Origin of the sequence: Pseudoalteromonas sp. (assembly GCF_018402495.1) — a bacterium.
Lineage (GTDB): Bacteria > Pseudomonadota > Gammaproteobacteria > Enterobacterales > Alteromonadaceae > Pseudoalteromonas.
This window is the reverse complement of record NZ_JAGYIU010000003.1, coordinates 504,223-523,037: the sequence shown is the minus strand read 5'-3', so window position 1 is coordinate 523,037 and position 18,815 is coordinate 504,223. Positions and strand designations below refer to the sequence as shown.

Below are 18,815 nucleotides of genomic sequence, written 5' to 3'. Positions count from 1 at the left end.
GAATAACGCAGGAGCAGTTATCGAGCCCACTAGGTTACAAACCTCTTGGGGCGATTAAACCGCCCCTAGTTTGAACAAATTGTAATCCGCAAAGGTCAACAGACCCTGAACTAAAGTCGATAAAATACAAAGCGGGAAGGAGGAGCAGAAAAGTCTGTGAAGAGATGATTATTGGAATTCGGGCTATTTTGCAGATCTATTTTATGCACCATTAAGTTAAGAGATAACTTTCCCAATCAAATTCACTAATAACTTTACAGAGTGTCGCGTCTACCTCGTAGAACTCACAATATAAACGCAGCTGCGAAGGTGTTTGTGCATAAAATAAAATTTGTCTAACAATAAATAATGTATGATTGAGCGGGATCAGCGTATTATCATCAGTACCTGCCAAATCGTGGCAGCTCATCAGTAAACTACACATATTAGTGTCATATCCCCACAACTTTAAAACATAGGCCGAAATAAAGTGAGAACAAGTATATTGATCACTCATAGTTTTTCATATTCAATACACGCTTCACTTTCGCCTTGAGACAGTAAAATAATTTTGCCAACAAAACTCAATAAAGCCACTGAAAATAATAGCTCTTGATCGTGCAAATCAAAACCCACTTGTTTAGCAAAACGCTTAACACAACTGGCATAATTCGCAGCTATATCCAATTGCTTTTCATGAACAGCCGTAGGAATGGATGATTCAAAATTTTTGCCCACCAATAAAGAAGTGGTGATAGCCATTAATATCGTTGTTCCAAGCCTAGATACTGCTTCATCTATTGACGATGTTGGCCTAACAAAGCCAAGATAAGCCGAATTTGCAAGTTGTAATAATTTAGCCGTTATTATGGGCTCTTGAGAAACAACATGCGTAATATCATGTAAATCAAACTCATTACTTTGTACTAAGTCTCTGAGTTCTTTTAAAATGATTGGGTAAACAGGAAAGCTAATCATAGCCCCTAACTGCCTGCGCACATTAAAGGCAAAGGGCAATGACTTTAATGCTGCTACATTATTAAAAAGTGAAGTGATATCTGCTTGATTAAACGGTTTAGCCAAATATGCATGAACGACATTTGGCTGTCGCATCATGGTACTGAGGGACATATCACCGGTAAGTAATGCCCTTACAGGATAGGGGTTTTGTGAAATACATTGCTCTAGAACATCCAGCCCATTCATTTGTGGCATTAAATAATCACTCAATACTAAATCTATGTCATCCTTGGTCTTTAACAGTTGCCAAAACTCATCTATGTCCGATGTTGTCATAATCTCAACATCTTCAAAACTTCGTTGAATAGTTCTTTGTAATACTTTTAATAAAAAAGCATCGTCATCTAATATGACTACCGCTATCGAACTCATTGCACACCTTGACTATTTAAATGGTCTAAATAACGACAAAAATCATCTTGTTCTAAAGGCTTACAATAGTAATAACCTTGTATGTAGTCACACCCTAACTTTTTAATTAACTCACATTGGAAGGCTGTTTCAACGCCTTCAGCTATCACTTTTAGGTTTAGATCATGTGACATACGCGTGATATTACGAACCATGCTTTGCATCGCTAAAGACGACTCAATATTAGTAATAAGGCTTTTATCTAATTTAACACCATCTACTGGCAGCTTAGAAAGGTAGCCAAGTGATGAGTAACCTACACCAAAATCATCTATTAATAGCTTAAACCCTAGCTCCCTCAACCTAACTAACTGTTGTTCACAGGCACTAAAATCATCTATTAAGTAGGTTTCTGTTAACTCAAACATTAACTGTGATGACTCTAACCCATTAATCGTTAAACATTCAAGCATGTAATCAATCCACTCTGGATCATCTTTTAATTGCCTTGCAGACAAATTAATAGCCAGCGCACGTACGCCAATGTGGTTATCTGCCCAATATTTTAGCGTTTTACAACTTTGAGAAATAACCCAGCGCCCAATTGCTATAATTTGACCATCGCATTCGGCTATCGGAATAAAGTGATCCGGTGCAACCCAGCCATGCTTTTTCGGCTCATACCAACGGATTAATACTTCGGCACTAAACACTTGTCCTGTTTTAGTGTCAATTTTTGGTTGAAAACGCAATGACATTTCATTTTTACTTGCCGCAGTTAATAACAAACGGCTTAACTCAAAATTCTTTTTATAATCTGCGACTAGTTCAGGATCAAAGCGAGAAAAATACGCTGCTGCTCACCTGCTTGGTAATTCATAGTTAACTGCATTTGGTTAACGAGTTCTTTTCCCTCTAGATTATCTTCGGGGAACAACCCATACACACCATAAAGCCGCACCTGAGCATCCGTATACTTACTTGGTAGTATTTTACTCAGTTCATCCATTGCTTTATTTAGATCAATTAAAATTTCACTATCTGATTTAATATCAGGAACACACACTACAAACCGATCGGCGCTTTTATGAAGAATTTTCACCGGTTTGTCAGACACCCCTTTCAGCACTTTTAAAACTAATTTTATAAGGTAGCTACCATCTTCTGGCCCTAACAAATCATTGATTAATTGAAATTGTGCAATATCAACACACACTAAAGCAAAATATTCTTTATTCGCTTCGCTAAGTGTCAAATGATGGTAAAAGTCAGACTCGTTAGTCACAACGGACTGTGCGCTTGAAAGCTGAAAACAATTACTCACGCTCTTTGTGTGAGTTGATAACTTTAAAAGCTGGCAAAAATCGTCAGATAAACAACGCTCTATCATAACTTCTTCGCTTTTAGTGAGATCTGAGGTGTTAGCATAATTAATAAAAAGTGCACTACTTTGCTTATCAACAAATGACTGACTTACTGATTTGTCGTGCATGGCATCTAAATTGGCTAAGTGTTTGTTTTCGTATAAATGAATATCGGGAATAATGGTAGCGGCGGGTGCATTACAACGAATAATAATGCCGTTATTATCTATTTCTACTAATGCCGACATACTGGCTATTAATAACTGCTCTCTGACTCTTTTAGCTCGGCGTTGTTCGTATTTCATTTGCGCTTCGCTAATATTCTCCAATAGCTCACTATCAATCCACGGCTTTTCTAAAAGCGAAATACTAATCCCTGATTTAATAACTCAACCACTGACTTAAAATCAGCGTAACCGCTCAGCACTAAATTTACGCAATCGGGCCAATTATTTTTAACTTGTCGTAATAAATCGGCGCCATTCATCTGGGGCATTCTAAAGTCAGTAATGATAAGTTCAATTTGATTGGACTTTAGTATTTCAAGTGCTTCAACCCCACTAGAGGCAGTGACAACATGATACCCTGTTCGAACAAGTACACGCTTTAAAGATTTTAGTACATTGGGTTCATCGTCTACTAACAATACTCGACAAGCCATTCTTTACCCCCAAAAGAGTTATATCGCCAATTAAATTATTAACATTGCTTATCAATGCATCGTTACTAAATGGATTAGATGTATGTACATCCCCCGTATTAACGGCATCAATTAATTGAGTTTAAGCCCCCGAAATAACCAATGGCTACTATCTCTAAAATCTTCGTGAGAACGAATAAAGCGAATCACCTCTATACCACTTAGCCCAGACATAGATAAATTAACTGAGGTTGTTAAGGTATTAGTACAGCAACTTCAAACCCACCAGCTGTCTCAACAGCAGGAACTCGCAATTTCACTCGGTTTTACTGTTTTTAGCACACTTTTATTTTTAGCTTGTTATTAAACCTATAATAACATAAGTTTAACAACAAAAGCGACGTGCAAGGTACTTAAGACATCAGTGACATTATTACCCTAGTAAAACGCAAACTACTAAATAATAGTCTAGACTAAATTTTTAATGGTTAATAATTTAAACGTACTTTTCGACCATTGCCATCACAAGGAGCATCTATGTTCGCCATTGATACTTTTCATGCTCACAGCAGCGATATAGATAAATTTATACAGCCTATAAATCAATTTACTAAAGGCAAACCCGACTTGCTCCTTGGGTTTGCAACAACAGATACGATTAACTACCTTATAAACACACAGCCAAGCATTTTAAAAAATACGCATAATTGCTTACTCATTTCCTCTTGTCTTGGCTCTGCAACTGAAAAAACCTATCATTAAGCGAGCAAAGCATTAGTTTATTATCCATTAAAGACGCTCAGGGTTGTTATGGTGTTGCTAGCTGCGATTCAAGCGAAAACATAAGACAAAGTGCTTCTCAAACCGTATTAAAAGCCATTGCTAATGCAGGTAAAACAGGACTCGCACCCAAAATGGTTTGGTGCTTTCAAATACCTGGCAACGAAGAAACCGTTCTGCAAGGCATTCAAGATGTAATAGGAAAGCGCATTCCTATTTTTGGTGGCAGCTGCGCCGATAATGATATTTCAGCAAAGTGGTGTTTCAGCAACAATGAAAGCGTATACCAACAGGGCTTTATTGTTGCGGTGCTATACCCAAGTGTAGAAACCTTTGGTTTGTTTAGCTCAGGCTATGATAAAACAGACCAGCAGGGCACAGTTACAGACGTTGATGGTCGCTTATTAAAAACGATTGATCACCAACCTGCATTTAATGTGTATAACCAATGGCGAGAAAATTTAGGGCTAGCACATTTGGCAGCAGGAAATATACTTGCGCAATCAACAATGACCCCTTTAGCGAGAGCCCTCTCTTTAGATGACGAGATACCTAGGTTACTGCTCAGTCACCCAGCAGTTGCTGAAAATGGTACGCTTGAATTATTCTCAAATCTAAATATTGGCGACACTGTCTATCTTGCCTCAGGTAGCCCGGAGCAATTAATCAAACGAGGCGATATTGTTGTTAATTCATTGACTAAATTGGCAGAGCTCCACGCTATAAACAATATTACCGGTGCCATTATTATTTTTTGCGGCGGTTGTATGCTATCAATTAAAAATGCGATGAACGAGGTAAAACAGTCTATCGAGGCACAATTACCGAATACCCCGTTTATTATGGGGTTCACCTTCGGTGAACTTGGTACATTCAGCGATTCAACAAGTAAACACGGCAATTTAATGATTGCATGTGAGATTTTGGTGGTCCTGCATGAACAGTAACGAAATACTATTAGAGAAACTCCACTTATTACAAGTTCATAATCTTGCACTTGAAGAAAACCGTGCATTTAATAGCCTTATATTAAATGGGTTAGATGCAATAATAAAAACGACAAAACTGAAACCTTACTCACCGAGTTTTTGATATTTTGCAGCAAGCGATTGCTTTTTCTGCCGCTATTTTAATTAAAATTAATCCCAATGATAAAACCTCTACATTAATCACAGCATCACACCCGCAAAGCAATGAAATAATTGCAAAACTGAAAATATTAGATAAACCCAACAGAGACATTAAAAATGTATTTAATTTACACCAACTCCCAGATTGGCAAGTAACAGATTCTTTTGGCATTCGCAGCATGCAATGCTCACCACCCCTGTGAGCACAAGCACACAAAGCTACCAGCTCTATATTTTTCCGAGACGATCGGGGCGTTTAATCAACATGATATTACCCTAATGCAACGCTTTGTCAGTTTTGCTGGTAATACGATTTCACAATTTGAAAAACGAAACCTGCTAGTTAAACAAAAAGAGATGGAAGAAAAGCAACATAACATAGAGCAAATATTAATAAACTCAGAAAAAATGGCCTCATTAGGACAAATGGCTGCAGGCGTTGCTCACGAAATAAATAACCCTTTGAGCTATATAGTCAGTAACATCCAAAATTTAGCTTATAATATTGATCAGTTCATCGGCTTAATTAGTGAGCTTAAAAAACAAGGACATAGCGCAACAACCATTAACACAGGCCCTACAGCATTATCAATTTGATGAATTAAAAACTGACTCTAGCGATATAATTAGTGAAATGAGTGAAGGGGCTGATCGTGTTAAAGAAATTGTGCAAGGGTTAAGACAATTTGCTCATCCGGATCAAACGCAAATTGCTGAGATTGATATTGCAGAGCTTATTGACAGTACATTACGTGTTGCCTGGAACGAAATAAAATACAACGCACATGTTAAAAAAACTACACCACAGAGCCAATCATCATCACCGGACGTTCGACCCAGCTATCTCAGGTGTTCTTAAATCTATTTTTAACGCCGCTCAAGCTATTTGTGACAAAGCAGGCGTGATCAGTATTACCACTGAAGCCGATGAACAAAATGCTTATATTACTATTGCAGATAATGGCAGTGGAATTGATAACGTCAAATTAAATAAAATTTTTGACCCTTTTTTACCACAAAACCAATAGGCCAAGGCACAGGGTTAGGGCTGGCTATAAGTAAAGCAATTATAGAGCAACACTGTGGCCAAATTCGTGTTGAAAGTCAGTTAAATCAAGGGACTGTTTTTTATATTACCTTACCAAAAAAACCGACATTAACTAACAGCGCGCTCTCAATATTAGATCTGTCATTCCGCACTCTATTTTTGAATTAAAATCGTTCAATAACTGAGCATGATTTTGCCTTTTGTTAAAAAAACTTCTTGACGCCGATCCCGAGTTTTGATCTATTACTCTCTTTTGAGAGCACAATATTATGCCTGTTCCTTATTCTAAAATACTCGACCACCATGGTCTCGTCGCTGGTTTTTGTCATAGTCTTGGTTTTGCTGATATTATTGATAAGGCTTTAGGGGCGCGGCTCCCGAGCGTAAAATCAGTTGTGGCCAACTGGTGACTGCAATGGTCTTAAATGGTCTTGGCTTTACTGGCCGAACCTTACATATGTATAGCGAATACTTCAGAAACAAGCCTGTCGACCGGCTCATTGGTGAAGGCGTGTTACCTGAGCATATTAACGATGATGCGCTAGGACGATGCTTAGATAGTTTGTACGAATATGGTGTTTCCAACTTGTATCAACAGTTAGGCGAAGCCGTTGTTACTAAGCTTGGTTTGGCAACTGAAGCTTTGCATCTTGACTCGACAAGTTTCCATTATGATGGTCAAGCCACTGAGGACGATGAGCCGAGGCACATTCGTATAGCCAGAGGTTATTCACGCGATCATCGACCTGAGCTTAATCAAGTGATATTAAATCTTATATGTGAGAATCAGTCTGGGATCCCCGTATACATGAAACCGGCCAGTGGCAACAGTAATGATATGGAGGGTTTCAAGCAGATTGTAAAAGCGCATATTGGCAGTTTAAAAGCCGCGCAAGCGAGCCGTTATTTAGTGGCGGATGCTGCGCTTTATGTGAAAGAAACGATTGAGGATTTAGACGCGCAAGGCCAATTATTTATTACTCGCGTACCGCAAACACTCAAAGAAGCGAAGGCACTGATCAAACAAGCTCCAACCTTGATGTTTACACCTATTTCTCAAGGTTATGAAGGCGTCAGTTATGACAGCGAGTATGGTGGTGTCAAACAAAAGTGGCTACTTATTCGCAGTGAACAAGCTTACAAGCGTGAGCAACACAATTTGAACAAGCGCATGTTAAAAGCGGGCGAGCAAGCGCGAAAAGACTTCAAACTGTTAGGCCAACAACGCTTTGCCTGCGCACAAGATGCGCAAACCGCCCTTATAAAATGGCAAGACAAGCAAGCGGTATGTAATGTCAACGCGCAAGTAACAGAAGTCGCTGTTTATGCGAGTGCCGGACGACCTAAGTTAGGCGAGTTACCAACACGCATTGAGTATCAAATCACGGGCAATTTATACACACCTCTAGCCTCGCGGCAAAGCGCTTTAGAACAACTTGGACTGTTCATTATTGCCACCAATGATGTCAGTGAGGGGCTTGATATGGCAAGCTTGCTGAGCAGTTACAAAGCCCAACAGAATGTTGAAAAAGGCTTTCGCTTCTTAAAAGCCCCGACTTCTTAACGAGCGCCATTTATCTTAAAAAACCGGAGCGTATTGAAGCGCTATTGATGGTGATGACCTGCTGCTTAATGGTATATGCGGGCTTAGAGCATCAAATTCGTACAACCTTAGTCGAGAAAAATTGCTACTTCCCAAGTATGAAGTACAAACCCGAGCAGCGGCCTACAGCGCGTTGGGTATTCCAATGCTTTGAAGGAATAGCGGTTATATATTTACCAGACAAAACGGCATTGGTAGCCAATTTAGAAACGCGTAATCAGACCATCATTGATTGCTTAGGTGAAAAGTACCAGAAAATTTATTCTTAAAATGGGTGCGGAATACCGGTTAGATCCGACAGAATAAAAGTCTATTGTTATATTTTAAAGAATAACTTTAGAGCCTGTTGACCTTTGCGGATTACAATTTGTTCAAACTAGGAGCGGTTTAATCGCCCTTAGGCAGGACCCGAAGGGCAGCGCCTGTTTAACCTTGAAAGGTCAACAGATCCTAACCAAAATTACCGCAAATCGGCTTTAAAAGTAAATTCAAAACAGGTGCCTTTACCAAGTTCACTTGTTACGTTTACTTCTCCTTGATGCTCTTGCACTGTAGCATACACCTCAGACAACCCCAACCCAGTGCCTTTTCCTACGTCTTTGGTGGTAAAGAAAGGGTCAAAAATTCGCGCCAAATCATCAGGCTCTATGCCACACCCTGTATCAGATATACTCAGTAAAATATCTTTATTATTATAACCACATTCAATACTTAACACCCCCATAGGTTGCATTGCATGCAGCGCATTGATCATCGTATTAAACAATAACTGCCTAATGGCACTGGGCTTTGCCCAAAAAACAATATCTTCCTCAGGTAAGGTGACCGCAGTTGTTGCTTTGTATTTTATTTCATTTTCGAGCACGATTAATGCTGAGCCTATTTCTGCACTTAAATTCACTTCGCACCAAGTTTCATTATCCGGTGATGCAAAATCACGTAACCCATTTACAATTTTACGTACCCGCTCAGTCCCCTCTAACGACTCCTCGACTAATTCAGGTAAATCTTCGCAAATAAATGCAATACCGTTTTTTTCGTATACATCGTCAAGTAGCGCTATAAATCGTGGTTCGGCTTGTTTTGAGATGATTTTTTTTTGTGTTTCATTCGTTTTTATTAATTTATCCATGTAATCATTGAGCGTTTCTAAATTAGAGCGCACAAAACCAATAGGGTTGTTAATTTCATGTGCAACCCCCGCAGCCAATTGACCAATTGACGCCATTTTTTCAGATTGCAGCATTTGTTTTTGCGCAGTTTTAAGTTCATCATGCAATTGCTTAAGTTTTTTATGATCACGTTCAAGCTCATTTTTTAATGCCGTTTGCTGCATAAAATAACTCGCTTCGGCGGTAACGTCTGTCACCACAATACACACATGGCCTACATCGCCATTGTGATTAATAATAGGCATAAATTGTACGTTTTGATACATTTGCGACTCATCGCCAGTGATTGGCCGAGTACTGCGCATGGGAAATACATGAGGACGCTGTTGCCAGTAACTAAAACTAGGATTTTTTAATACAAAAACACTGTCTATTTTACGTTTTAAAAAGCGTGCTTGTTCAGCAAAAATTGTGAGTAGATTTTGCCCCGTTAAATGATCGTTTCGGGTGGTTAGCCCTCCAAAAAAAGCAGAGTTGGTAAAAGTGATTATACACTGTTCATTTATGATACAAGCACCCATTGGCATTTGCTGTATAACGCGCTCAAACTCTACCTCGTCCATCACTCCTCCAGTAAGGCGCGTATAGGAATGAGCGCTTGTTCAATAGAGCCTTCGCTAAGACCAATAAGTACACGCGCATCAAACTTCATGTGCTCTATTTTAAAGTCGACTTCTATAACTAAAACCGATGACCAATCTATGTTTTTTATTGCATTTTCAGGGTAATAAAAAGCTGGCATATTTAACTGGGTGGTTAACTCCAATTGGCTGGTAAAACCTTGTAAACAGGCGCCTGACAATATATTAGTTACCTCTAGCACTAGCTCTTCTGTTGCCGCTTTATCTAGAGGTAAATCAAAGTCCATAATATCGGCAAGGGCTTCACACCCTTCTTTTTGAATACTCGTTATAACCTCACCCCGAATCGAACCAACAAATGACTGCCTAGCAGACCAACTACTTTTTAACCCCTCAAGCATGCCCTGAAACGCCTCAGGCGACAACGCTTCAATAGCCGGTACAGACAACGCAACCTTTGTCTGAATTAAGCGGGCCAGTGCATCCGCCGCCTGCCCCATAGAAATATTCATTATTTCTTGTAACGCATCTTGCTCCTCTTCGCTTAGGGTAATCATAATAATCCAACCTCTTGTAACGTATCACTGAGCTCCTCAGCAGATATAGGCTTTTTTAAAAACCTAAATGCGCCTAAAGAATTAACCAGCGCCTGCGCTTCGGGTTGTATATCAGCACTTATAACAATAACAATTGTTTTTTTATGTTTATCATGCAGTTCGTGTAACACCTCATAGCCATTCATTTGTGGCATTTGTAAATCTAAAAATAGCACCTCGGCTAAGCCATTGTTTACTGCCTCTAGCGCCTCAACGCCATTTTTTGCCTCATGAACGGTTACATCCCAATCAGCTGGGAGCACTCTGCGAATGGTTTTTCGAGACAACGCTGAATCGTCTGCAATTGTTATTGGTATTGCCATTAGACTCTCACATAAGCTAAGAATATTACTTTAAAATATAGATGCTCTTTATGTTTTGCGCAAAAGAACGATTGAGCAATAACCGCCTGACCATTAACTTTAAAATTAAATCATTTAGCCAACAATGTCGTACTTTATAATCAATAAAAATTAATAATTCCTAACAAAAGAGTTGTTTACATACTGCCCTTAGACTAAATTTAAACATAGACTTTTTTATTGGCGTTTTGTAATGCAAGATATAGACGGAATTAAAAAACTAAATCAACAGTCGCCCAGTATATTATGCTTAGATGATGAAGCGAATGTGCTTAAGTCTTTAGTCCGTTTGCTACGCCAATATAAATTTGATGTCAATGTGTCGACAAGCGGTCATGATGCGCTTGAAAAAATGCAAAAAAAACAATTTGACGTTGTAATAAGCGACATGCGTATGCCACAAATGAGTGGTGCTGAATTTTTAGCTCAAGCAAAAAAAATCGCCCCCGATACGCAGCGTATTCTGTTAACTGGTTTCTCAGATTTAGAGTCAACAATCACCGCCGTTAACGAAGGCGGTATTCATGCTTATGTGCAAAAGCCTTGGCAAAATGATCACTTAATCAGTGTTATAAAATCAGCGGTCGAAAGATTTAGATTAAAAAAGCAAAATGAAATTTTACAAGCACATGTCAATTTACAAAATCAACAATTAAAAGAGCTAAACAGTAATTTAGAGCAACTGGTCGACAAGCGCACAAACCAAATCAGAAGCGTGCTGAAAAAACTTGAAATAGCAAATGAACGAGAAAAAAACGAGCATAAATCAACTGTCGAATTACTCTATAACTTTATTAATGCAAACCCTTACCTCGATGGTAAACGAGCAGAAAACATAGCCGGTACATGTACTCAAATTGCACGCTACCTCAATATATCTGAAAAAAGCATTGAACTTGCCCCTATTGCAGGGTATTTGGCTCAAATCGGTTTACTTGCCATGGATCCTGAGCTTTATAACAAGCCTATTAACAAACTCAACGAAGCTCAGCGAAAAGCGTTTTACACACACCCAAGTATGTCGCAATTAATGCTTATGCCCGCAATCCACTTAAGCGATGTATCGGATGCAATTTATCATCAATTTGAACGTTACAATGGCAATGGTATTCCTAAAGGGCTTGCTAAAAATGATATTCCTATTGGCGCCATGGTATTGAGTGTTTCTCGCGACTATTGGGAGAGTTACGAGCAAAGTGATCCCTTACTCACCACAAAAAAACGCCACGAATTTGCACTCGTTCATATCAAAGATCAAAGTGGCAACTTATATCACCCGCGCATTGTAGAGGCACTTGTAGCCAGTCACGCTAAACTCATTGCCTCTGACAGCTCAATTGGCTCTATAAAAATTATTAGCGCACAAGAACTTAAAGAAAACATGATTCTGGCAAACGCTATGCACAGTCATACAGGTATTATGCTTTTACCCAAAGAACATATTTTTAATGCTAAATCGATAGCCAAACTACAACAACTTGAAGCCAAAAAGCCAACCCCATTTAGAATTATGGTTAAATTGGCTAAATGATTGATCTAATATACTCTTTTATCCGTTATACTAAGCCTAATAGTTACTTCTAATTACTTTGCTTGAAGGAGCACAACGTGTCGCGATTTTCTGCCGTTACCGACAATCCCCACGACGGGCGTTTTAACCAAAAAACAGGAATATTACTGACCAATTTAGGCAGTCCCGATGCCCCAACAGCAAGTGCGTTGCGTGTTTACTTACGCGAGTTTTTATCTGATCCGCGCATTGTTGAAATTCCTCGTATTATTTGGATGATCATCTTGCATGGCATTATTTTACGCATTCGTCCAAAACGCTCAGCTAAATTATACAAAAGCATATGGACCGAAAGCGGCTCGCCGCTTACCCATATTACACGCCAGCAAAGCCTTAAATTAAACACGCTATTAAAACAACATGGCTATACCAATACCGAAGTGGTTATGGCAATGCGTTATGGTAATCCATCCATCGAAGCGGGCCTTGAAGAGCTCAGAGATAAAGGCTTAACCCGCATTATTGTATTGCCACTTTACCCACAATATTCAAGCCCAACCACAGGCTCAACGTTTGATGCAGTGGCTAATGTATTAAAAAAATGGCGCTGGGTGCCAGAGCTACACTTTATAAATGGGTATCACAAAAACGCTGCATATCTTGAGTCACTGGCCAATAGCATTAGTGAAGATTTAGAAAAACACGGTATGCCACAAAAAATGGTGTTTTCGTACCATGGCATGCCTAAACAGTTTTTAGATAATGGTGACCCGTATCATTGCTTGTGCCAACAAACCACCCGCTTGGTAGTTGAAAAGTTAGGCCTAGACAAAGACAAAGTTATTACCACTTTCCAAAGTCGTTTTGGTAAAGCTGAATGGCTAAAACCATACACAGACGCAACCCTCGAAAGTTTACCCAGTGAAGGCATTAAAGATGTGGCTATTATCAGCCCTGCATTTAGCGCCGACTGCCTCGAAACGCTTGAAGAATTAGAAGGTGAAAACAGAGAGATTTTTGAACATGCTGGCGGCGAAAAGTACCGTTACATAGCCGCATTAAACGACCGTGACGATCACATAGACGCCATGTTTGATGTATTAAAACCAATGCTATAAAAACGGGAAGAGCAGCGGTTAGGTTTTAGCTGTAAGCGATCAGCAAAAGATTAGCCAAGCGCGGTGGTTGCCTGTAGGCGTGAGTTTATCTCGCGCTTTATCTTGTATCACTTCTCTGACGGCTGATAACTAAAAGCTGCTCTTAGCTCTTACGGGTTACCATTAAAGTAATTGCCCCTGCAATGATACCCCAACACGCAGAGCCGACTGACCAAAGCGTTAAATCTGAGGCAGTGACTAAAAAGGTAATAATTGCCGCCTCAGTATATTCGGGACTGTGTAAAGACTGTTGCAAACTATTTGCAATAGTACCAAACAGTGCAATACCTGCCAATGCTAATACCAATGCTTGTGGCAGGCTTGCTACAATCGCTACTAACATCGCCGCACATAACGCCATAATAATGTAAAACACGCCGCCGGCAACGCTCGCCCAGTAACGTTTATCGGGATTTTTATCAGCCTCATCGCTCATACAAATAGCAGCCGTTATAGCTGCTAAATTAATAGAATATGTACCAAATGGTGCCGTTACTAAATTTATTAACCCGGTCACAGTTAATGACGATGATATAGGCGCCTCATAGTTATGTGCCTTTAAAATAGCAAAGCCGGGTAAGTTTTGTGAGGTCATAGTCACAATATACAAAGGAATACTTATACTTATAAATGCCTGTAAACTAAAGCTTGGCGCAATATAAGTAAAACTACTTGCCTGCCAATACACTGCGCTGGGGTTAATATTTCCCATATACCAGGCTAAAAATATACCCGCTAACAACACACTAAGCATTGCAAAACGAGCAAAAAAGCGCTTGCCAATAAAGTACACCACCACCATTAAACCAATCACCAAGGGCATATCGTTCATAAAATTAAATACATCAATGCCAAATGTAACGAGTACCCCTGCTAACATGGCGCAGGCCAACTCACTGGGAATGCGGTTCATTATTTTTGCAAACCACCCCGTAACACCAGACACCAATACCAACAAGGCTGATAGCATAAAAGCACCGATTGCTTCATTTAGGCTGTACCCTTGTGCACTAGAAATGAGTAGCGCAGCACCGGTGGTCGACCATGCAATTAAAATAGGCACCTTGTAATAAAGCGACAACGCAATCGACGTAATACCCATTACTAGCCCTAGCATCAATATCCAGCTTGCCACGAGTTCAGCTGTGCCACCTAATGTGATCACTACCTGATAAATCAATGCGATAGAACTTGAAAAACCAATAATAACCGCAACAAGCCCTGCCATAATGCGACTAAGTAACTGATCAGTCCCTGCCATACTTTTCTCTTTTAATAAATTGGCGTTACAACATACTTTGCCTCTTTATACTTTGCAACTAAGGTCTGTTGACCTTTCAAGTTTAACAACTCCTAATCGCGACCTTTTGGGCACTCTTTATTAGTTGTAACTCCCTCAGCTGAAACCTATACTGGCTGCAATTATTAGCGACTTTAATTATAAATTTTATGCCATTAAGCACTTTGCCGCCCGCCACAACTGATGACGACCAAAAACAACTGTGTGTCTTACTCGCACTGATAATAAATGGCTCATCGTACGGCTATGAGGGCTCTGTTGAACAGGTCACTTCACGTCTTTATCGCCACATTAAAAAAGGCTATTCGTTTTCTCGAGCTGAAGTCGCTAAATACGCTAACCACCTCGAATCTAAAAATTTAATTTCGAAGCTCTCCTACAGAACAAGCTTTTATATATCAGTTAACGCTGTTGCTTATGTTGCTATAAATGTTATAAAACACCAGCACGTTTTATTGCATGCTTTTTTAACCGAGTCTAAAAGAAACCTTTATTACCACGATAAAGCCATGCGCTTTTTGCTTCTGCTATTTAATGATATTAATCGCGCCGAAAGCGGAAAAAAGCCGCTGTCCGGTGATTTATCATTTGAGCTTGATAGACATTTTGTTAACTTGCTAGCGCAATCACCATACAGCGAACAATTATGGCAATGCCTACCTGAGCAATGGCAACAGCTTTGCTTGGATGACTTTATCCGCGGTCAATTTTTCAACCTCACCAGTGAGCATGCATGGCCAAATTTGATTGCCAAAACATTGCCTGCAACTGAGCTTAAAAAACGCATTTATCTGAATGAGAATTTAGCCATATTATTACAAAAAAATAATTTTGCTGAATTGTTAAACGATAAAAGAGACTGTGTTTTAGCCACTTTTTATGAAGCAAATACCAATGCCATCAAGGGTGAGTGTATTGATGTTGCTTTGCTACAATATAAAAGCGCTTTAACCGCATTTAGAAAAAATTTTGGCAAAGGCATCTACCCGAGTGAGATCACCGGATTACTATATACTGTATGTCTATTTATTAGTGCGACCGCAGCGGATATTAAACAACTCAATACGTGTCGAAAATGGTATCGAAAAAATCTAGGGGAATTAAGCCACACAAGCCAAGCGATTGATTATTTGCTGGAAGATAATTTAGCTACCTATCAAAACCATGATTTAAGCAACAGCTTAAATAATCTACTTAGTAACCCGAATGCATTAGCGCCATTATTTTGTTTATTGCTGGCAATTATTAAAAACGCCACAGACGAACAGGTAAACCATCTAAGGGGCGATACCGAACTGTTAAAACAGCTCAATAGCGCAATAAGTGCGCATCAACACTGGTTAGCTGAGCAATGCCAACACTTAATTAATTGGCTTAGCGATGACACCCCATTACCTAACACGGGTTTATTACAACATTTTACCCGCGTCCCTCAGTGGCAACGTTGGCTTAATGATATTAGCCAAATTGATACACCCACTGCGCAGCAACGAATCATATGGCAACTGGATTTAACCCATTTAGATTCACCGCTCATTAAGGCAAAAGTACAGCAACTCAATACAAAAGGCGAATGGACCAAAGGCCGTAAAGTAAACACTCTAGAACTTACTTATAATCCTTATCAAGATGCATTAACCAGCGCCGATCGTAACTTAATACAAATGCTCACTACAAATGTGGGTTTTGGTCATCACGACATACGCGCAACGGCTGCGGTATTACACGCACTAACAGGGTTTAAAGACCTTGAAGATCATAAAGGACAACCACTTAAGCTGATAAAAGGCGAGTTTGTCATTGAAATTGCGCAAGACACCAATAATTGCTATCGCCTAGTAATGCAACCGAGCATCAGCGATGTAAACAATGACTTTTTACTTACCCACAGCCATGCGAACTGTTACCAAGTATTCGCCATTGATGAAAAACAGCTAAAATTACTGCAATTATTAGAGCAACAACCTAATAATTTAACCGAAGAAAAACTGCCACAACTAAATGCCGCATTACACGTACTGGCTAACGAGCATCACATTAGCAGCCAACGTACCGAGTTTGCCCATATCAACAACGTGCGCCAAGGTTTATGTGAATTTGCCGCAGTGTTAGCGCTTACCCAATTAGGGATCAACATTAATTTTTATGCCATGCCAAACGGCGTAGATGGCCCATGGGTTGAACCCGGTATGGGAGCTTTGACACTCACACATATTAATGATGATCAAACCAACAGTATTGTTATTAAACGAGATTTAAAAGCAGAGCAAAAAGCGTTTAAACAATTACTCAAAAATATGGCCGGCGTATTTGCTGATCGGCAATCACCGCAACATAATCAAATTCAACAGCAGTTTTATTTACCTCAAGATATAAGCCAAGCAATTGAGCGACTTGAAGCGGCACAAAAAGCGCAGTCTTTAGTTTTAAGTTGGGACGAAACAAGCCAAAACATGAAAGTAGCTAAAAGCCAGCACTTGTCGCTTAACCTCAATGATGATAATGACTGGTTAAGTGTCAGTGGCACGCTTTCATTGCCCAGTGGCCAAGTATACGAATTACAAACCCTGCTTAAAGCCCCGCGCCGTGGCAGCATTTTAGAATTTTCCCAAGGTCATTCATTATTATTGGATCAGCGTTTAACTAAGCTGTTAAATCGTTTAGAAGGGATGCAATCCCTTGATAAACAAAACCCAAGCGATGAACTCAGAATTGCAAATGCTCGCGCCCTGCCATTACATAAAACAATTGCCGACTTAGGTGATGTCACATTTGGCGAAAGCTGGAAAACCCGTTTAGCTAAATTTGAGCAAACTATCGACCCTACCTTGCCTGCACATTTAGTCCACATTTTACGAGACTATCAAGTTGTTGGGGTTAAATGGCTGATGCAACTGGCCAACTGGGGACTCAATGCGTGTTTAGCCGATGACATGGGGCTGGGTAAAACCTTACAAACCTTAACCGTGTTACACATGCGCAGTAGTTTAGGTGCCAGTGTGGTGGTTGCGCCAAAATCAGTATGTCATAACTGGCAAGTCGAAGCCGAGCGATTTACACCCACCTTGAATGTAAAAATCATCGAAAACGCCGCGGCATGCGCTGATATTATCGCAACAGCTGGTAAACACGATTTAGTGATCGTCAGTTATGGTTTACTGCCGCTGATTGGAGAACAACTGGCGCAATGTTCTTTTGCTACTATTGTCTTTGATGAAGCACAAGCCATTAAAAACCCCTTGAGCTTACGCGCTAAAGCCGCCTTTGCACTTAATGGCCAATTTAAAATTGCGCTCTCTGGCACGCCCATCGAAAACCATTTAGGAGAACTGTGGAGCTTGTTTAACTTTTTAATGCCAGGCTTTTTACACACCCTGCCCGTATTTAAAAAGCGCTTTGGTAACGCCGATAAAAACCAACAACAAGCCGACACCCTAAAAACCCTGATCGCGCCATTTATCCTGCGCCGTACCAAACAAACAGTATTGACCGAGTTACCTGAGAAAACCGAAATAAACTTAACTTTTGCATTAAGTGAAAAAGAGCAAGCACTGTACGAAGCAACCCGTTTAAACGCGCTTGAACAAGCCAATCAAAAAGACAGCCAATACATTAGCATCTTAGCGTCATTAACTAAATTACGCCGCGCGTGTATTGCCCCGCAGTTGTTATTAGAAAACAGCAAGTTACCATCGAGTAAACTCGACACCGCACAAGCGATTATTGAAGAATTACTAGAGAACAACCACCAAGCGCTGATTTTCAGCCAATTTGTCGATGTATTAAAACTACTTGAAAAACGCTTACAAAAACGCGGCATCGATTATTGTTACCTTGATGGCAGCATGAGTACACACAAACGCAAACAACAAGTCGATAAATTTCAAGCAGGTCATGCACCGCTATTTTTGATCAGCTTAAAAGCTGGCGGCACAGGGCTTAATTTAACGGCGGCTGATTATGTGCTGCATCTGGATCCGTGGTGGAACCCTGCGGTTGAACAACAAGCATCTGATCGCGCGCACCGCCTAGGGCAAACACGCCCCGTGACTGTGTACCGGTTGATCGCACAAAATACCATTGAAGAAAAAATCCTGCAATTGCACGAACATAAACAAGCACTCGCAGATAAAGTACTCGCCGGCAGCGGCGATGCAGGGCAAATGTCTAAAGAGCAATTATTGGCGCTATTGAGTAACAGCGAAATGTAGGTTTTTAAAGC

At 40.0% G+C, this 18,815-nt stretch carries 14 protein-coding genes and 2 pseudogenes; 7 read left to right on the top strand and 9 right to left on the bottom strand.

All coding sequences use genetic code 11. The features are described from left to right. Positions 1–211 precede the first annotated feature (211 nt). From KG708_RS17675 to KG708_RS17660, 5 genes are all read right to left on the bottom strand, one after another. Positions 212–496, bottom strand: coding sequence for a hypothetical protein (locus KG708_RS17675; protein WP_301003400.1), 285 nt, complete (start codon positions 494–496; stop codon positions 212–214). Continuing rightward, on the bottom strand, positions 493–1,371 hold the full coding sequence (locus tag KG708_RS12100) for an HDOD domain-containing protein (protein ID WP_301003399.1): 879 nt from the start codon (positions 1,369–1,371) through the stop codon (positions 493–495). Before KG708_RS12100 ends, KG708_RS17675 begins: the two co-directional genes overlap by 4 nt. Next, positions 1,368–2,108, bottom strand: a complete 741-nt coding sequence (locus tag KG708_RS17670) for an EAL domain-containing protein (RefSeq protein WP_301003398.1) — start codon at positions 2,106–2,108, stop codon at positions 1,368–1,370. Before KG708_RS17670 ends, KG708_RS12100 begins: the two co-directional genes overlap by 4 nt. 65 nt (positions 2,109–2,173) lie before the next feature. Continuing rightward, positions 2,174–3,043: a diguanylate cyclase gene (locus tag KG708_RS17665; protein WP_301003397.1), complete on the bottom strand. Its 870-nt coding sequence runs from the start codon at positions 3,041–3,043 to the stop codon at positions 2,174–2,176. A gap of 26 nt (positions 3,044–3,069) precedes the next feature. After that, positions 3,070–3,375 (bottom strand): response regulator, encoded by a 306-nt coding sequence (locus tag KG708_RS17660; protein ID WP_301003396.1) that lies wholly within the window; start codon positions 3,373–3,375, stop codon positions 3,070–3,072. 516 nt (positions 3,376–3,891) lie between these two features. On the opposite strand from KG708_RS17660, the gene KG708_RS17655 reads away from it, so the two are divergent. The 4 genes and pseudogenes from KG708_RS17655 (at position 3,892) to KG708_RS12080 (ending at position 8,184) form a co-directional block, all read left to right on the top strand. Beyond that, positions 3,892–4,116, top strand: a complete 225-nt coding sequence (locus KG708_RS17655) for a hypothetical protein (protein WP_301003395.1) — start codon at positions 3,892–3,894, stop codon at positions 4,114–4,116. An 11-nt stretch (positions 4,117–4,127) separates the two neighbouring features. Continuing rightward, positions 4,128–5,081: an FIST N-terminal domain-containing protein gene (locus tag KG708_RS17840; protein WP_366513611.1), complete on the top strand. Its 954-nt coding sequence runs from the start codon at positions 4,128–4,130 to the stop codon at positions 5,079–5,081. Continuing rightward, a pseudogene (locus KG708_RS12085) lies at positions 5,071–6,480 on the top strand (ATP-binding protein). The gene KG708_RS17840 and the pseudogene KG708_RS12085 overlap by 11 nt, the downstream one beginning before the upstream one ends. A gap of 101 nt (positions 6,481–6,581) precedes the next feature. Continuing rightward, a pseudogene (locus KG708_RS12080) lies at positions 6,582–8,184 on the top strand (IS1634 family transposase). A gap of 191 nt (positions 8,185–8,375) precedes the next feature. On the opposite strand, the gene KG708_RS12075 reads toward KG708_RS12080, so the two are convergent. From KG708_RS12075 to KG708_RS12065, 3 genes are read right to left on the bottom strand one after another with little or no spacing between them, the layout of a single operon-like run. Then, positions 8,376–9,650 (bottom strand): ATP-binding protein, encoded by a 1,275-nt coding sequence (locus KG708_RS12075; protein ID WP_213610104.1) that lies wholly within the window; start codon positions 9,648–9,650, stop codon positions 8,376–8,378. Continuing rightward, entirely contained in the window at positions 9,650–10,225 is a 576-nt protein-coding gene (locus KG708_RS12070; RefSeq protein ID WP_213610102.1) for a chemotaxis protein CheC, read from the bottom strand. The genes KG708_RS12075 and KG708_RS12070 overlap by 1 nt, the downstream gene beginning before the upstream one ends. Beyond that, entirely contained in the window at positions 10,222–10,587 is a 366-nt protein-coding gene (locus KG708_RS12065; RefSeq protein ID WP_213610100.1) for a response regulator, read from the bottom strand. The genes KG708_RS12070 and KG708_RS12065 overlap by 4 nt, the downstream gene beginning before the upstream one ends. Positions 10,588–10,819: 232 nt before the next feature. Here KG708_RS12065 and KG708_RS12060 point away from each other — a divergent pair, with 232 nt between their 5' ends. Both KG708_RS12060 and hemH read left to right on the top strand, forming a co-directional pair. Continuing rightward, the gene (locus KG708_RS12060; protein ID WP_213610098.1) at positions 10,820–12,157 is read left to right on the top strand and encodes an HD domain-containing phosphohydrolase; all 1,338 of its coding nucleotides are present in this window, start codon (positions 10,820–10,822) and stop codon (positions 12,155–12,157) included. Positions 12,158–12,234: 77 nt separating this feature from the next. Next, positions 12,235–13,254 carry a ferrochelatase gene (gene hemH / locus KG708_RS12055; RefSeq protein WP_213610096.1) on the top strand — a complete coding sequence of 340 codons (1,020 nt, stop codon included), beginning with the start codon at positions 12,235–12,237 and terminating at the stop codon, positions 13,252–13,254. A gap of 142 nt (positions 13,255–13,396) precedes the next feature. Here hemH and KG708_RS12050 read toward each other — a convergent pair whose 3' ends face one another. Further along, the gene (locus tag KG708_RS12050) at positions 13,397–14,554 is read right to left on the bottom strand and encodes a benzoate/H(+) symporter BenE family transporter (RefSeq protein WP_213610094.1); all 1,158 of its coding nucleotides are present in this window, start codon (positions 14,552–14,554) and stop codon (positions 13,397–13,399) included. Positions 14,555–14,742: 188 nt separating this feature from the next. Between KG708_RS12050 and KG708_RS12045 the strand changes: the two genes are divergently transcribed. Continuing rightward, positions 14,743–18,804 (top strand): DEAD/DEAH box helicase, encoded by a 4,062-nt coding sequence (locus tag KG708_RS12045; protein ID WP_213610092.1) that lies wholly within the window; start codon positions 14,743–14,745, stop codon positions 18,802–18,804. Positions 18,805–18,815 lie beyond the last annotated feature (11 nt).

What these genes read in the sequence shown, in the direction of transcription:
- KG708_RS17660 (WP_301003396.1), bottom strand. Translation starts at nt 3,375, where the DNA reads ATGGCTTGTCGAGTATTGTTAGTAGACGATGAACCCAATGTACTAAAA.
- KG708_RS12045 (WP_213610092.1), top strand. Translation starts at nt 14,743, where the DNA reads ATGCCATTAAGCACTTTGCCGCCCGCCACAACTGATGACGACCAAAAA.
- KG708_RS12070 (WP_213610102.1), bottom strand. Translation starts at nt 10,225, where the DNA reads ATGATTACCCTAAGCGAAGAGGAGCAAGATGCGTTACAAGAAATAATG.
- KG708_RS12075 (WP_213610104.1), bottom strand. Translation starts at nt 9,650, where the DNA reads ATGGACGAGGTAGAGTTTGAGCGCGTTATACAGCAAATGCCAATGGGT.
- KG708_RS12060 (WP_213610098.1), top strand. Translation starts at nt 10,820, where the DNA reads ATGCAAGATATAGACGGAATTAAAAAACTAAATCAACAGTCGCCCAGT.
- KG708_RS17675 (WP_301003400.1), bottom strand. Translation starts at nt 496, where the DNA reads ATGAGTGATCAATATACTTGTTCTCACTTTATTTCGGCCTATGTTTTA.
- KG708_RS12100 (WP_301003399.1), bottom strand. Translation starts at nt 1,371, where the DNA reads ATGAGTTCGATAGCGGTAGTCATATTAGATGACGATGCTTTTTTATTA.
- KG708_RS17670 (WP_301003398.1), bottom strand. Translation starts at nt 2,108, where the DNA reads ATGTCATTGCGTTTTCAACCAAAAATTGACACTAAAACAGGACAAGTG.
- KG708_RS12065 (WP_213610100.1), bottom strand. Translation starts at nt 10,587, where the DNA reads ATGGCAATACCAATAACAATTGCAGACGATTCAGCGTTGTCTCGAAAA.
- KG708_RS17655 (WP_301003395.1), top strand. Translation starts at nt 3,892, where the DNA reads ATGTTCGCCATTGATACTTTTCATGCTCACAGCAGCGATATAGATAAA.
- KG708_RS12050 (WP_213610094.1), bottom strand. Translation starts at nt 14,554, where the DNA reads ATGGCAGGGACTGATCAGTTACTTAGTCGCATTATGGCAGGGCTTGTT.